This is a genomic window from Mucilaginibacter rubeus (assembly GCF_003286415.2).
GTDB classification, from domain to species: domain Bacteria; phylum Bacteroidota; class Bacteroidia; order Sphingobacteriales; family Sphingobacteriaceae; genus Mucilaginibacter; species Mucilaginibacter rubeus_A.
Genome location: NZ_CP043450.1, coordinates 3,934,013 through 3,949,889, shown reverse-complemented (window position 1 = coordinate 3,949,889; position 15,877 = coordinate 3,934,013). Strand labels below are relative to the sequence as shown.

10 protein-coding genes are annotated in these 15,877 nt (G+C 43.6%); all 10 read left to right on the top strand.

All coding sequences use genetic code 11. The features are described from left to right. Positions 1 to 14: 14 nt before the first annotated feature. On the top strand, positions 15 to 3,443 hold the full coding sequence (locus DEO27_RS15485) for a SusC/RagA family TonB-linked outer membrane protein (RefSeq protein WP_112573906.1): 3,429 nt from the start codon (positions 15 to 17) through the stop codon (positions 3,441 to 3,443). Between the two features lie 11 nt (positions 3,444 to 3,454). Next, the gene (locus DEO27_RS15480) at positions 3,455 to 4,930 is read left to right on the top strand and encodes a RagB/SusD family nutrient uptake outer membrane protein (RefSeq protein WP_112574010.1); all 1,476 of its coding nucleotides are present in this window, start codon (positions 3,455 to 3,457) and stop codon (positions 4,928 to 4,930) included. 14 nt (positions 4,931 to 4,944) lie between these two features. After that, positions 4,945 to 5,784, top strand: a complete 840-nt coding sequence (locus DEO27_RS15475) for a DUF4843 domain-containing protein (RefSeq protein ID WP_190295103.1) — start codon at positions 4,945 to 4,947, stop codon at positions 5,782 to 5,784. A 19-nt stretch (positions 5,785 to 5,803) separates the two neighbouring features. After that, the gene (locus DEO27_RS15470) at positions 5,804 to 7,225 is read left to right on the top strand and encodes a PKD-like family lipoprotein (protein ID WP_112573904.1); all 1,422 of its coding nucleotides are present in this window, start codon (positions 5,804 to 5,806) and stop codon (positions 7,223 to 7,225) included. Between the two features lie 18 nt (positions 7,226 to 7,243). Further along, positions 7,244 to 8,161 (top strand): hypothetical protein, encoded by a 918-nt coding sequence (locus DEO27_RS15465; RefSeq protein WP_112573903.1) that lies wholly within the window; start codon positions 7,244 to 7,246, stop codon positions 8,159 to 8,161. Between the two features lie 131 nt (positions 8,162 to 8,292). Next, positions 8,293 to 9,225, top strand: a complete 933-nt coding sequence (locus DEO27_RS15460; RefSeq protein ID WP_112573902.1) for a hypothetical protein — start codon at positions 8,293 to 8,295, stop codon at positions 9,223 to 9,225. A 26-nt stretch (positions 9,226 to 9,251) separates the two neighbouring features. Continuing rightward, on the top strand, positions 9,252 to 10,388 hold the full coding sequence (locus DEO27_RS15455; RefSeq protein WP_112573901.1) for a TlpA disulfide reductase family protein: 1,137 nt from the start codon (positions 9,252 to 9,254) through the stop codon (positions 10,386 to 10,388). A gap of 7 nt (positions 10,389 to 10,395) precedes the next feature. Beyond that, the gene (locus DEO27_RS15450; protein WP_112573900.1) at positions 10,396 to 12,276 is read left to right on the top strand and encodes a protein-disulfide reductase DsbD domain-containing protein; all 1,881 of its coding nucleotides are present in this window, start codon (positions 10,396 to 10,398) and stop codon (positions 12,274 to 12,276) included. 9 nt (positions 12,277 to 12,285) lie between these two features. Beyond that, positions 12,286 to 12,840 (top strand): TlpA family protein disulfide reductase, encoded by a 555-nt coding sequence (locus DEO27_RS15445; protein ID WP_112573899.1) that lies wholly within the window; start codon positions 12,286 to 12,288, stop codon positions 12,838 to 12,840. Positions 12,841 to 12,986: 146 nt separating this feature from the next. Further along, entirely contained in the window at positions 12,987 to 15,842 is a 2,856-nt protein-coding gene (locus DEO27_RS15440; protein ID WP_112573898.1) for a M16 family metallopeptidase, read from the top strand. The last annotated feature ends 35 nt before the right edge of the window (positions 15,843 to 15,877 follow it).

The window sequence follows — 15,877 nt, the reverse complement described above, 5'->3', positions numbered from 1 at the left end:
TCTTATTCAAAAATATGAAATTAACTTTTCTTTACAACGCCGTATGCGCAATGCGGGGGGTAAAGTGCAAATTCTTATTAGTATTGAAACTCACCACTATCCTGCTGCTTATTGGCGCATTGCACTTATCTGCTGCGAGTTATTCGCAAACGGTAACCATATCGCGTAAGAACGCCACGCTTGAAGTTCTTTTCAGGGATATAAAGCTGCAAACCGGGTATTTGTTTTTTTACAGCGAAAAAATAAATACAGGTGGCAAAACTCAAAATGTTGAGCTTAAGAATGTGCCTTTAACCGATGCTCTTGGTATCCTGCTCAAAAACTATGAACTCACCTATACCATAGTAAATAAAACGATCGTGATCAGGAATAAGGTGCCCGAGGAGGGGCCGGCAGAAGCTGCAAAAAAGATAGAAATAAGCGGCACAGTTATCGACTCCGCAAATAATAAAACAACCCTGCCGGGGGTAAGCATCACGCTTAAAAAAACTAAAACCTTTTTAGGGCAAACCAACGGTAACGGTGAGTTTAAAGTAACTGTTGATGAAGGTGATATGCTGGTATTTACCTATATAGGCTACAACACAAAGGAAATTAAGGCAGTTGCAGGTAAACCAATGCTAATAAAGCTTGGGCAAAAAATGAATAATATCAATGATGTGGTGGTAACCGGCTACCAGGTTATCAAAAGAGATAATTATACGGGTAGCGCCATCACTATAAAGGGGGATGATCTTAAACGCGTTAACCCTAATAATATAATTGAAAGTTTGGCATCGTTTGATCCCTCTTTCAGGATAGATCAAAATAATCTTTTAGGCTCGGACCCTAACGCGTTGCCCAAAATTAACGTTAGGGGATCAACCACGCTACCATCATTAAACGGCGGTGTGCTTGACCGCAACAATCTTTCAAGCTCGTACAATTTACCTGCTTTTATATTGGACGGCTTTGAGGCAACCCTGCAAAAAGTAACCGACCTTGATATCAATCGTATAGCCAGTATCACCATTTTAAAAGATGCTGCAGCTACGGCGGTTTATGGCTCGCGCGCTGCAAACGGCGTTATTGTGATAACCACTAAAGTGCCCAAGCCCGGTAAATTACAGCTTACCTATAACTATGAACTAACCGTTACCGCACCCGATTTAACCGATTATCACGTACTTAACGCATCGCAAAAGCTGGAATATGAAAAGCTGGCGGGTTTATATGTTACAGGAAATTCGGCGGCCTATACGCAAGATCAGCTTGATGAAATGTATTATAGTAGGCTTAAAAATGTGGTAAGCGGTGTAAATACCTATTGGCTGTCGCAGCCCCTGCAAAACACCTTTGGCCATAAGCATACTTTATATGCCGAGGGTGGCGATACAACATTCAGGTATGGTGTTGATCTGCGTTATCAGAACACTCCGGGGGTAATGAAAGGTTCGGGTCGTACCCGGTACAGTGGTGGTATGGTGTTTAACTATAACCCTACGCGCAATTTGCTTTTTAAGAATGAGCTTACGGTTACGCAGGTTAACGCTGCTAACTCTAAATATGGTGATTTTAGCACCTATGTACGCATGAATCCTTATTATCCCATCAGCGATGCAAGCGGTAACCTGATCAGGGAAATTGCCAACTGGCGTGTTGACACCCATGGCGAAGGGCAGGATCAGTTTAAGAACGTACCTGTGTTAAACCCGCTTTATGAAGCCAGCCTGGGTAATTTTGATAAGAACGCTTACCTTGAGGTTTTGGATAACCTTTCAATCGATTGGAGGATTACGCCGTCTTTACGATTTTTAGGCCTGGTTAGCCTGATTGATAATAAAGCTACTGCCGATCAATTTATTTCGCCATATAGCAACGTATTTTATTTAACCCCTGCCAGCGAAATTCAAAACCGTGGCAGTTACACCTATGGCAGCAATAATATGCTCAATATTGATGGTAACGCCAGGCTTAGCTACAACAAAATAATGGGCGATCATGCCATTAACGCGGTTTTAGGCGCCAATATCACATCAGACAGAAACGATGCTAAATCATTTGTAGCAAGAGGCTTTTCAAATGATAAGTTTACCAATGTAGGCTTTGCCCGCAGCTACGAGCCCGATGGCCACCCCAATGGGGATATTACCCTGACAAGGCTGGTGGGTACGCTTTTCTCAACCAACTATTCGTACAAAAACAGGTACCTGGTTGATGCTACATTCCGCCTTGATGGTTCATCGGCTTTTGGTTCAAATAGCAGGTATGCGCCGTTTTATTCGGGCGGTTTGGGCTGGAACATCCACCGCGAGAATTTTATGAAAAACCTTTCGCCGGTTATTAACAGGATGAAATTAACCGTAACCGCAGGTATGGTTGGTTCGGTAGATTTTCCGGCGTACCTGTCAAAAACTACCTATAGTTATCAAAGTGCCAATTGGTACTCAACAGGCATAGGTGCTACCGTAAATAATTATGGTAACGAAAGCTTGAAATGGCAAAAAACCGATAACTATGATGTAGGGCTTGATCTGGGTTTGTTTAATGACAAGGTTACCCTTATTCCGCATTACTATTATAAGCTTACACATGGCCTGGTTAATGATATTAACATAGCCCCATCAACCGGTTTTACAACTTACAAAGCCAACCTGGGCGATATGACCAATAAAGGTTATGAGCTTGCCGTAACTGTAAATGCTTACCGGGCAAAGGATATTAATGTTAACCTTACTGCCAACCTGGCGCATAATAAAAACACAATTGTTAAAATCTCCAATGCTTTAAAGTCATACAACAACATGGTCGATACCATGCAGGCCAACACCAAAAATAACCTGCAGGGTACACCTTTGCTCAGGTACCGGGAAGGTTTATCATTAAACACTATCTGGGCCGTAAAGTCAATGGGGATTGACCCGGAAACAGGAAAGGAGATCTACGTTAAAAGGGATGGCACGCTCACTTACGTTTACGATGTAAAAGATACCCAGCCCGTGGGCGATATAACACCAAAGGCCGAAGGTTACTTTGGCGGCAATGTTACCTACAAGCAGTTTTTGTTAAGTTTTAATTTTCACTACCAGTTTGGTGGCCAGTTGTATAACCAAACTTTAGTTGATAGGGTAGAGAATGCCGATCCGCGGTTTAACGTTGACAGCCGTGCCCTTGAAGAGCGCTGGAAAAAGCCTGGCGATATCTCCTTTTACAAAAATATAGCCGATTTGGGCACTACTTACGCCACATCGCGCTTTGTACAAAAGGATAACCTGGTTGAGCTTAAGTCGGTTTATTTATCATACGATTTGAACCGTGCAGTGACTAAAAGACTCGGGCTGCAACTGCTCAGGATAGCGTTCACGGCCAATGATATTTTCCGTTCGGCAAGCGCGGGCGTGGAGCGGGGTATCGATTATCCGTTTGCCCGCAGTTTAACATGTTCATTACAGGCTACATTTTAACAAATACAGCAATGAAGAAATATTTATATATACTAACCGTGCTGATGGCCTTTACATCATGTAAAAAGTTTCTGGATGTAAAGCCTACCTCGCAAATTGAGCAGGATCAGCTGTTTGAAAACGAGCAGGGTTTTAAAGAGGCCCTTAATGGGGTGTACACCCTGTGTGCAGGCCCGTCACTATATGGCGAAAGTCTTACGTTCGGCTACCTGGATGTTATGGCTCAAAACTATGATTTTACTGATGTTGGTTATTCCAATATCGCCAGCTTCAACTATACTTATGTTGATCTTATTAACCGCAATACAGACATCTGGAATTCAGGTTACCGCGCCATTGCCAATTGCAACTACATTTTAAATAATATTGAGAAAAAGAAAAACCTGTTTACCGGGCACAATTATGAGCTGATAAAAGGCGAAGCGTTGGCGCTAAGGGCTTACCTGCATTTTGATATGCTCAGGATGTTTGCGCCATCATACAAAAGCAAGCCTAATGCAAGCGGTATCCCTTATGTAACATCGGTCACTATCAAAAGCACTAAGTTCTCGACAGTGAGCCAGGCGCTTGATAGTGTTATCACCGATTTGAAAACCGCAAGAACATTGTTCCGCTCTTCAGATCCCATCGTTTCAAATTATACCGTTGGGTATCCTGGCGATGACGGTAGCCCCGAAGTTTCTGATCCTGATTTATTTATGCAAAACCGCCGCCAGCGCATGAACTATTTTACCGCCTGCGGCGAGCTTGCAAGGGCATACCTGTATAAAAACGATATGGTTAATAGCCTGGCCATGGCCAATGAGGTAATTAATTCAAAACGTTTCCCGGCAACAAACGGTACCGATTTTAACCAAAGCGATAACACTAAAAAAGACCGTATTTTTTACAAAGAACTTATTAGCTGCTGGTATATTAATGATAACAAAGACATTAAAAACTACCTGTTGGCTGCTTTTGCAGGCGATGCGCCTCTTTTTTCGCCAACCAGCACACAGATAGATGATATCTATGAATCAGGTGCGGATGGCGCCGACGATTGGCGATACAGGCAATGGTTTTTCAAAACTAAAATTGGGTCAAGCAGTATTGAACGAGCTTTGCTGCAAAAATACCTCACCAATACAGCACCGGTAAAAAACTTGCACCCTTTGGTTGCACCGGCATTAAGGCTTAGCGAAATGTACTATATAGCCGCTGAGGCCAGCTTTGATACCGACCCGTTTAAAGCTATGAATTACTATAACACCGTAAGGAGAAGCCGTGGCATAGGGAACGATTTAACCGAAGTTCCAGCTAAAGCTGATTTTATTGATTTGCTGCTGAAAGAAGCCCGGAAGGAGTTTTATGGGGAAAGCCAGATCTTTTACATGTATAAAAGGCTTAACGTACCTGTTAAAGCAACTTCGGGGATTAGCTATCCGGCTACCGATAAAATATTTGTGTTCCCGCTGCCGCCAGATGAGGAAGCTTTCAGAAATAACTAATAATAATGATGACGATGAAAAAGCAAATACTTTTTATACTGCTTGCGGGCACCATTTTATTTGGATGTAAGAAAGATGCAAAGTTTTTCTACAATTCAACCGATAATATTTATTTCAATTACCCCAAAAAGGATACGCTTACCTATTCTTTTGCTTACGATCCTACCCTTGTACAGGATACGGTTTGGATCCCAGTAATAATTTCGGGTAAACGGAGCCATCAGGCCAGGAGTTTTTCAATTAGCCTGGTTGATACTGCTACCACAGCAATCAGCCCGCTGCATTACGAAGCACTGAAACCAACTTATACTATGCCTGCCGATTCTGGTGTGGTAAAGGTTCCAGTTATTCTTAAAAATACGGACGCTGCGCTTGAGAACAAATCTGTGATATTAACTATCCGTGTTTCGGGTACCGGTGATTTTACCAATAACATGCCCGATAGTTTGCGTACTAAAACCATTTTGTTCTCGAACCGGCTTGAAAAACCTTTCTGGTGGAATTCATGGCTTGATGAGGTGAAGGAATACGGCCGTACAAAGCACCAGTTGTTTTTAATTACTTCGGGCACACGCGATCTGATTGACTATAAAACCTATGGCGATCCTAATTTCCAGATTCCGCGTTGCCTGTACTACATAGAAAACACCCGAACTTTTTTAAGAGATCCTATTGGCTGGGTTCAGGAGCACCCTGAAAAGGGCTACGTTATAACACCAAAAGCAGGCACCAGGGATTACGAGTTTTACTATATCAATTCGCCAACCAAACGGTTCCTGTACAAATATTTCCCCGAGGTAGATAAATCCTATTTTATTGACAGCGAAACAGGGGCAAAAGTAACAATGGAATAATTGATAAAACCAGCGTATCATGAAATTTAATCCTATAACTATTTGTGTTCTTCTTATCCTTGCCTTTTGCTCATGCAAAAAGGATTTGGGTAACTATAAATATTCGCCGCCTACCGAGCCCATTGTTGTTAACCTGCAGGACGCTACGGTTGATGCCACCATTGGCGATACCCTTGTACTACAACCATACATCAGTTTTAAAGATGCGGACCCGACTAAAGACCTGGATTTTGACTGGCGGATAAGCATCCAGGAAGAAGCCCGTGATATTCATTACACAGGTTATCCCCTGAAAGTGGTGTACAGCCTTGCCCCCGGTGTGCGTGCGGCAAAGCTTACCGTCACCGATAAACGTAACAGCATGAAATACTTTTACGATTTTAAAATATCGGGCAAAACGCAGTTTTCAAAAGGTTTAGCGGTTTTAAGTGTGCAGGACGGCATAACAAAACTATCATTTGTTAAGGCTGATACCATTGGTGTACTGCCCGACCTATATTTTGCTCTGCATCACGAAAATTTACCCGAAACCCCTTTGCAGCTGTTTGCGAGGCCTGTATTTTATCAGCCCGGCACCGTACAAGACTACTGGGTAATTTGTGCAGATGCCAATAAGAGTAGCGTTATTATTGACGGCAGTACTATGCTAAAGAAAAGGGATTTTCCCGGTCAGTTCTTTTCTCCGCCGGCAACAATAAAACCAGAGGCATTTGAAGCAACAAAAGGCTGGGTATCGGGTGTTATTAATGATAAATTATATCTGAGTGTAACATCAACCGCTCCTTTTGCCGAAGACTGGGGTAAGTTTGCCAATCCGGTTGCCGGCAATTATGAATTGTCGCCATATTTTTCAAATACCAGCAATTTCTTTTTTGGATACGATAAAAAACGGTCGGCTTTTGTGTCTTTCAGCCCATCGGGTGCTTATCTGGATACACTTTATACCGTAACCGGGACTGCATTTAACCCACAAAAATTGGGTATGAAAGATTTGCTGTTCATGAAACCAGTATCGGGCCGCAACTATGCTTTCATGAAAAGTAACGACGGACAGATTTATGAATTTTCGTTCAATGTTGATATGGACGATTATTCAAATACCCGCATTATCAGCGCCGATGATAAGCGCATTTTTAAAGGTGCAGCATTAGTAAACGCCGATACCAAATGGCAGCGCTCATACCTGGATGTATTTTACTTTACATCAAATGATAAGATTTATCGCTACAACCCTATTAACCAGGACCTGCGGACGCTTGACGCCAATTTTGGCGGCAAAAAAGTAACCATGCTCAAGCTGGATGATAATGATAATAAACTCATTGTTGGGGTTGATGGAGCTTTGATGTTCCTTGATATCAGTGTTGGCGTTAACGGAACCATAAAAAGAACAGTTACAGGCATCCCGGGCGCGCCGGTTGATGAAGTGTCTAAAAATTAACCATTTATTAAAATCGACATGAAATTGATAAGGATAACAACATTCTTAATAGGCTTGCTCATGGCCGTATTAACCATTGCGTCATGCAAAAAAACAAAAGATACAGTTAAGGAAGAGGTTGATCCGCCGGGTGCGCCGGCCAAAACATGGCAGGAGCATTGGGGCTTGCATCACCAGTTGTTGAAACGCGTTTATTATGATGATAATGTAGCCATTTACTATGATGCCAACATGGATCCATCAGTTACGTGGACCTTTAAGGCCATGTCTGACTCCTGGGCTTATGTTAAGAAAAACTATGGCGACTTTGGCAAAGATCCACGCCTGTATTGCATTTTCCATTCAACGGTTGATACCACCGGCGAATTAGGCGGCGGCCACCCCGCATCCTGGCGCGATTCGACACACGATTATCACAATACTATCGACGACGGGCTGGATAACTGGACATATCCAACAGGTACGCAGATCGCTATCCCTATTCATGAAATGGGACATATTGTAGCCAATGCTTCATGGGGACACGCACATGAAGACCAAAACATCTGGCACGACAGCAAATTTGCTGAGATTTTCATTTACGATGTACTCATGAACATCGGTAGGCAGGACGAAGCTTCCCGACTTTACTACCAGCTCAAGGATCTGCGCGAGGTTTTTCCGAACCCGGAGTCAAATTGGTTTGCAGGTTGGTTTTACCCCGTTTGGAATAATTACGGCAAAGGGCCGGTGCTTAGTAAATATTTCCAGTTGTATGCCAAATATGTTCCGTCTAACCGCGATCTCAACTGGGGCGAATGGATCCATTTTTGGAGTGGAGCAGCAGGGGTAAACCTCAAGTTTCAGGCAACTATCGCTTTTGGCTGGAGCGATGAATGGGAAGAGGAGTTTAACCAGGCTCGGATAGATTTTCCGGATATTAAATACAAAGATTAATAGTCCTTTTTAATGCAGGTACGCATTACATCGAACTGGAATATAACACAAAGTTTTTGCAGGCCGGGCGGCGCTCATTTAAGAGTAGGGGTGCCGTTCCCGGTTCTGCATATGTTAACTGATATTAAATAATGAAAAAGAGTACACCGGCTAAACTCCTTGTAGGAGGGATCATCATTGCATCATTTTCCTTTTTTTATGGTAAATGTTTAACAATTGATGAGTTAAAAGCAAATCACAAACAGGGCCTGCCACCATCAACTTGGCATGAGCATTGGTTTGAGCATGACCAGGCATTATCATTGGTTTACCAGGATAAAAATGTGGCTGTTTACTATGATAAAGGAATGGATAAGTCGGTTACCTGGCCCTACAAAACTATGTCGGCCGCCTGGGAATATGTTAAAAGTACTTACGGCAGTTTCGGCGATTCAACCAGGCTGTATACAGTTTTTCACCAGGGTATTTATGGCGGTGGTCATCCTGCTACTTATTTTGATGATAGTCATGACTACCGCAACACCATCGACTGTGGTTTAGGTACCTGGCAAAAGCCAAACGGCGAACAGCTCGCGATGCCAATCCATGAAATGGGGCATATAGTAAGCGGAGCAAGTCATGGCGTAAAAGGCTCACCATCAGATGCGCTTTGGGGCGACAGTAAGTTCATGGAGATCTTCAATTACGATGTGATGCTGCATATCGGTCGCGAAGATGAGGCTGAAAAAATATACCAGCAAATGCAAACCCAGTATGATGATTTCCCCCGGCCAAAAAGTCTTTGGTTTAAAAACTGGTTTTATCCTATTTACAGTAACTATGGCAAAGCAAAGGTGCTCAATAAATATTTTGCCTTACTGGCGGCCAACTTTCCTCAACAGAAAAACCAACAGGGGCGCGAATATACCCGCGATATGAATTGGGGTGAGTTTGTCCATTTCTGGAGCGGGGCCGCAGGTGTAAACCTTAAAGAACAGGCCAAACAAGCCTTCGGCTGGACAGACGAATGGGAAGCACAGTACAACGCGGCCCGCAAGGAGTTCCCTAAATTGAAATACAAATAACATTTTTTTAACTCTCACAACATAAAATGAAATTAAAATTATCAATTCTGGCTGCCTTGTTGCCGCTCATGGCTTCGGCTCAGAAAGCTAACTTCAGCATTACCGGATACATCGGTAAACTGGATAAACCTGCCAAAGCCTATATCGATTATATGGATAATGGTAACAGTCATGAAGATTCATGCGTGGTTACCAATGGTACGTTTAAATTTACAGGCAATGTATCAGGTATAACTACCAGCCGCATGGCATTTGATCATACCGGGCAGGGCAAACAACACGCTATTTATGCCCCAAATGCCGATGTGGTTTATATCTATTTCGGTAAAGAGAATATGGTATATACCTCGGCCGATTCACTGGTAAATGCTAAAGTTACGGGCTCAAAAGTTTACGACGAGTTTCAGGCATATAACAAGCAGATAGGCGGTACCATTATGGATTTAACCAAAGCCGTTAATGCCGAATTTTCACGTGCTACTCCTGAGCAGCAAAAAGATACCGCTTTTGTAAAAGCTATTGATGCACGTTATCGCAAAAGCATCGCCGATAGAAATGAAAAACAATTTCTCTTCGCCAAAAACAATCCCAACTCATACTTTGGTTTGGTAGGCCTGTCTGAGTCGGCCGGTATTAAGGTTGATGCAGATAAAGTTGGCCCGGTATTTAAAGCGCTTAACGCACAGTTGCGGAGTACAGATGTAGGTAAGGAACTTGAGCAGCGGATACAGGCAGCCGGCATCACCGCAATTGGCAAAGCCGCGCCAATGTTCATCCAAAATGATGTAAACGGAAAGCCAGTTTCGCTAAGCGATTTAAAAGGCAAATATGTTTTGGTTGAGTTTTGGGCAAGCTGGTGCGCGCCATGCCGTGCCGGTAATCCTAACCTTAAAAAGCAATATGAGCTTTATAAGGATAAAGGCTTCGAGATTATTTCGGTTTCGCTTGATAATGTAAAGGAAAAATGGGTTGACGCCATTGCCAAAGATGGCTTGCCATGGATCCATGTGTCTGATTTAAAAGGATGGAATAATGCTGTTGGACGTTTATACGGCGTGAGGGCTGTACCGCAAAGCTTTTTGCTTGATAAAGACGGTAAGATCATCGGTAACACCCTGCGCGATGAATCCCTGAATACCAAACTTGCCGAAATTTTTAATTAATACGGATATGAAAAAGATCAGTTTGGCTTTGCTGCTTTGCCTTGTGTTTGGTGCGGCCACTTTTGGTGACGTAATGAAACATGGAGCAGGTAAAATAACGCTCCATGTTTTATATGTAGGTTATGACCCTGCAAAACCCAAGCCGGAGCATGTAAATTATTATAGTACGGCTACAGGTGCCATTGATGAGGCATGGAAAACCCGCATGGCCGATTTTAAGGCATTTTTAGAGCAAAGATTTGAAAAGGCTGATGTTGTGGATGTAAGGGATTACGATGCTGCGATGTCGGAGAAGGTAGATGTTACCATCCTTGATGCCGGGCCAGTAAAATTGCCTGCCGGTTTTGATCGTCCTATAATTCTGATGCATGAAATGGCCCCAAACGTAGGCTTGCCTATTGGCCTGAAATTCGATTGGTATTGCCAGTGTCTGGAGGATGACGCGCTGAACATTAAAACCAGTCATGCTATATTTAATACGCCTATCAAAGTGAATTTAACTTTGGTTAACAGGCCTACGCCGGGTTCTTTTTTTAACGGTTTTCAGGGGGGTACAGCGCCAAAGGAACTACCTATGTGGAAGGTGATCAAAGAAGATCCGGCTGCTAAGGATAAATACATTATCGGCATGGTAGCCCACGGCGAGGGCTTCAATGATTCGCCCGATGCGGAAGCGATAAGTGGTGGCGTTTGTCTTAAAAATGCCGAGGCTGTGGCATTGGGGCGTCAGGGTAATTATTTTATGTGGGGATTTTCGGGTTCGCCCAATCACATGACTGATGAGGCTAAGGACGTATTGGTGAATACCGTTTGCTACATCAAAAAGTTTGACCATCAGAAACCCATCATGAAAAAAGTGCAGATCGAGAATCGTGAATGGGTTAACGAAATGATCTATCGCACAGATAAGGGCCTGTATGAAAAAGCGCTGATTGCCCGGAAAGAAGGCAACGCCCGTTTGCTGAAAATGCAGCAGGAACTTAAAGACCGCAAAGCCAAAGGCGAAGATATTGGCCGTGGAAACGAGATGTTTTTGAAAATGCCCGTTACCGATGATACACAAAGCTTTGATGATTACCTTAAAAGCTGGGCTGGTAGTGGTATGTATGATATGTTTGGTACCAATACCTCAGCTTATCATAAGTACTACCTTGCCAACCTCGAATACTTTTACCCGCTTGATGCTTACTCATTACAGGTTGATGAGGATGCCAAAAAACTGGGTATCTCCAATCGTAAAGTTGAGTTGCTGGAAAAATGTATCAAAATGCTTGAAAAAGGGGAGGAGCCTGCCCTGGCGCAACGGGTACTGGAAAGGTATACCACCGAAAAATTCGCGTCGGCTAAAGAGTGGCGTGATTGGTTGACCAGGAACAAAGCGAACCTTTATTACACTGAATCGGGCGGTTTCAAATTCATGGTGAATATTTATAAAGCTGAAACAACAGCAGTTGTACCGGCACCAACCGGCGACATGAAAACTGCAAATGCGGCAATAATGCCAACCCGTACCGACCCGGTGATAGTGAGCGCCAAATTAGTTGATGAGGCAAACGGGAAAAAACAGGTGGTTGTTAAGGCCGATATTTTACAAGGCTGGCATATTTATGCGTATGTGCCAAAGGACAGTCCTTTTATTACCACACAACCTATCATTGAGTTGCCCAAAGGCATAACAAACACCGAATGGCAAACATCAGCCGGCGTACCATTTACCGGTGGCGAAGGCATGTTTGTTTGGGAAGACAAGGCAACATTTAAAACGGAAATCAGCACGGCCTCATTAAAGCCCGGAATGGTGATTAAATGCGGCCTTTACTACCAGGTTTGTGATAACAACAAATGTTTCCCGCCAAAAAGAAAAATAATTGAAATACAGGTTTTATAATCCAGCTCAATGAAAATAAATTTTAAAAGGTTGTTGTTGGTAACACCGGTAGCACTTGCCTTAAGCACAGGATGGAAGGCAGATGGAAAAGCGTCATCATCAAAACAAGATACCGCTGACGCCAGTCAAAACCTGACTGTTGGAAAACCATTGCCGGTTTTTGAGTTACAAACTGCCGATGGTAAAACCATCAAATTATCATCGTTAAAGGGGCATGCGGTACTTGTTGATTTTTGGGCGTCGTGGTGTATGCCCTGCCGGGCTGCCATCCCGCATCTCAAGGAACTCTACCAAAAATATCACGGCAAAGGATTTGAGATTTTAAGCGTTTCGATAGATCAGAACAGCAAAGCCTGGAAAAACGCTATGCTTAAAGAAGCTATGCCATGGCAGCAGGGAATTGATAGGTATGAGGAAGGCAAAGACGCCTCAATAATGATGACGGCCTTAGGGATCCAGTCTGTACCATTTGCTATTATGCTTGATGCAGGAGGGAAGGTGATACTGGTTAACCCGGCTGCTACCGATATGGACGGGTATCTGAAAGATACATTTACTAAATAAAAGACATTAACAGGATAGCATTTAGCAAACCTTAAAGAAGCTTTCGGGCGTTTTCATCAGTTTAGTTAGTTTAATTTTCCGGAGAGCCGGTTTTAATACCGGCTCTTTTTTAAATTAGCGCTGAATCCTAATCCGATAAACAAAATATGAAAAACATAAAAAGTACTATTTTATTGGCCAGCGCGGGGCTTGCCCTCAGTTGGTCGTTTCAGGCAGCCCCTACTTGGGCGCAGGTAAGTAAACCTAAAATAACAAAGGCAGCAGCAGAGAAGAACCTGCCTCTTGATCCTGCGGTGCGTACGGGCAAACTGCCAAACGGTTTTACCTACTATATCCGCCACAATGAAGAGCCCAAAAAACGTGTTACATTTTACCTGGCCAACAAGATTGGCTCGGTATTGGAAGATGACAGCCAGCGCGGCCTTGCTCACTTTATGGAACATATGAGCTTTAATGGTACTAAGCATTTTCCTAAAAATGAGCTGGTGAGTTACCTGCAAAAATCTGGCGTGCGTTTCGGGGCCGATTTAAATGCTTATACCTCATTTGATGAAACGGTATATCAGTTGCCTATCCCGTCGGATAATCCTGAAATCCTGAAAAATGGCATCCAGATCATGCGCGACTGGGCCCAGGATGCTACTTTAGATCCTACTGAGATTGATAAAGAGCGCGGTGTTGTGCTGGAAGAAAAACGTTTGGGTAAAGGTGCACAGGAGCGTATGCAAAGGGCTTACCTGCCGGTAATCCTTAACCACTCGCGTTATTCGCTGCGCCTGCCTATCGGTACAGATGAAGTATTGAATAACTTTAAGCCCGAAACCATCAAACGTTTTTACCACGATTGGTACCGTCCGGATTTGCAGGCCTTGATAGTAGTAGGTGACATCGATGTTAATGAGATGGAGAAAACCGTTAAAGCCAAGTTTAGCGATCTGAAGAAACCATCTCCTGAAAAGCCCCGCACTAAATATACAGTACCATTGACCGGGCAAAATCAGTTTATTGCCATTACCGATAAGGAAATGACGGTAACTGTGGCTCAGGTGTTTATGAAACAACCGGCGCTTGATCTGCATACCGCTTCTCAATACCGTCAAAGCATTATCCGTGGTTTATTCAACAGGATGTCTGGTGCCCGTTATGCTGAAATAATGCGTCAGGCTAATCCTCCATATTTACAAGGTGGTGCCGACCTGAGCGGATTTTTAGGAGGATTAGATACCTATAGCGTATACGCTGTAGCTAAACCCGGCGAGCTTGAAAAAGGTTTCAAAACTGCCTGGCGCGAAACAGAAAGAATCAAGCGTTTTGGATTTACCCAAACCGAACTTGACCGTGCCAAACAAAGCTTCCTGAGCGATATGGAATCGGCGCTGAAAGAGAAAAACAAAACCAATTCCGATAGCTACGTGAACGAATACCTGCAATACTTTTTAAAGGGTACTGCAGCTCCGGGTATCAGCTACGAGTATGACCTGGTAAAAAATGACCTGCCTGGTATTGCGTTAAGCGAGGTGAATGCTGTTACCAAAACATCTATCAAAAACAGCAATCGTGATGTGATGCTGCTTGCGCCTGAAAAGGATAAAGCCACTCTGCCATCAGAAACAGTGGTTAACACCTGGATAAAGGATGTTGAAGCAGAAGATCTGAAACCTTATAATGATGAGGTGAGCAAACAAGCGTTGTTAGCCAATGCGCCTGTAGCCGGCAAAATCACAGCCGAAACCAAAGATGCCGCACTGGGCACAACAACCCTTACGCTAAGCAATGGTATCAAGGTAGTATTAAAACCAACCGACTTTAAAGATAACGAGATCCTGTTCAGTGCCTCGGCACCGGGTGGTACATCGCTTTACAGCGATGCTGATTTTGAGTCGGCTAAAAACGCGTCGGGTATGGTTGAGTCATTTGGCGTGGGTAATTATAATCCTACACAATTAGAGAAATACCTTTCGGGTAAGCAGCTAAGCGTTAGCCCGTACATTAGCGAGCGTACACAAGGCGTTAGCGGAAGCTCAACCCCTAAAGACCTGGAAACGGCCTTTGAGCTTATTTACGGATACTTAACCGAGCCACGTAAAGATGCCGATCTTTTTCAGGGTATTATCACCAGCTCAAAAGCCGGGCTTGCAAACAGGCTGAACGATCCTAATGCTGTGTTCCAGGATACTTTAAGCGCGGTATTGGGTAATCATAACGTTCGTCGTACCGGTCCGAGCATTGCCAAGATCGATCAGATTAACCTTGACCGTGAGTATGCTATTTATAAAGAGCGTTTTGCCGATGCATCAGGCATGACCTTCACTTTTGTTGGTAATATCGACATTGAAAAAATTAAACCGCTGCTTGAAAAATACATAGCCTCGTTACCGGCCAAAAACCTGGGCGAACAAGCTAAAGACTTAGGAATTCACATCCCGGAAGGGCAGATAGCTAAAAACGTATACAAAGGCTCGGAACCTAAAGCTTCTGTTGATTTGATTTGGTCAGGTGCGTTTGAATATAGCGCTGCCGAAAAGATCCAGCTGGATGCTTTGAAAGAGTGTTTAGAGATCAGGCTGATTGAGCGTTTAAGGGAAGATGAAAGCGGTGTTTACTCGCCGGGCGCGTTTGCCAATAACAGCAAGTTCCCTACGCAACGTTATTCTATATTCGTTTACTTTGGTTGTGATCCTAAAAATGCCGACAAGCTGGTAGCTTCAACACTGGATGAGATCAACAAGATCAAAACCAATGGCCCTGCACAGGTAAACATTGACAAATGGCGTGCCGAGAGTATCCGCAGCCGCGAAACCGCGGTACGTACAAATGGTTTCTGGTTGGGCTACATTGGCGGGCAGATCAACGATAAGGAAGACCTGCACCAGTTAGATACCTATGTTAAGGATTTGAATAGCGTAACTGTAGAAAGCGTAAAAGCTACCGCGCAAAAATACCTGAGCGGCAAAAACTACATCCGTATGCAATTGCTTCCAGAGGCAACTGCCGGTAAATAATAAAAAGCTATTTAAACAGGGCCATCTACTAAGGA

Bases quoted from the DNA above. Each gene is read 5' to 3' on its own strand.
- DEO27_RS15485 (WP_112573906.1), top strand. From the start codon at position 15: ATGAAATTAACTTTTCTTTACAACGCCGTATGCGCAATGCGGGGGGTA.
- DEO27_RS15480 (WP_112574010.1), top strand. From the start codon at position 3,455: ATGAAGAAATATTTATATATACTAACCGTGCTGATGGCCTTTACATCA.
- DEO27_RS15475 (WP_190295103.1), top strand. From the start codon at position 4,945: ATGAAAAAGCAAATACTTTTTATACTGCTTGCGGGCACCATTTTATTT.
- DEO27_RS15470 (WP_112573904.1), top strand. From the start codon at position 5,804: ATGAAATTTAATCCTATAACTATTTGTGTTCTTCTTATCCTTGCCTTT.
- DEO27_RS15465 (WP_112573903.1), top strand. From the start codon at position 7,244: ATGAAATTGATAAGGATAACAACATTCTTAATAGGCTTGCTCATGGCC.
- DEO27_RS15460 (WP_112573902.1), top strand. From the start codon at position 8,293: ATGAAAAAGAGTACACCGGCTAAACTCCTTGTAGGAGGGATCATCATT.
- DEO27_RS15455 (WP_112573901.1), top strand. From the start codon at position 9,252: ATGAAATTAAAATTATCAATTCTGGCTGCCTTGTTGCCGCTCATGGCT.
- DEO27_RS15450 (WP_112573900.1), top strand. From the start codon at position 10,396: ATGAAAAAGATCAGTTTGGCTTTGCTGCTTTGCCTTGTGTTTGGTGCG.
- DEO27_RS15445 (WP_112573899.1), top strand. From the start codon at position 12,286: ATGAAAATAAATTTTAAAAGGTTGTTGTTGGTAACACCGGTAGCACTT.
- DEO27_RS15440 (WP_112573898.1), top strand. From the start codon at position 12,987: ATGAAAAACATAAAAAGTACTATTTTATTGGCCAGCGCGGGGCTTGCC.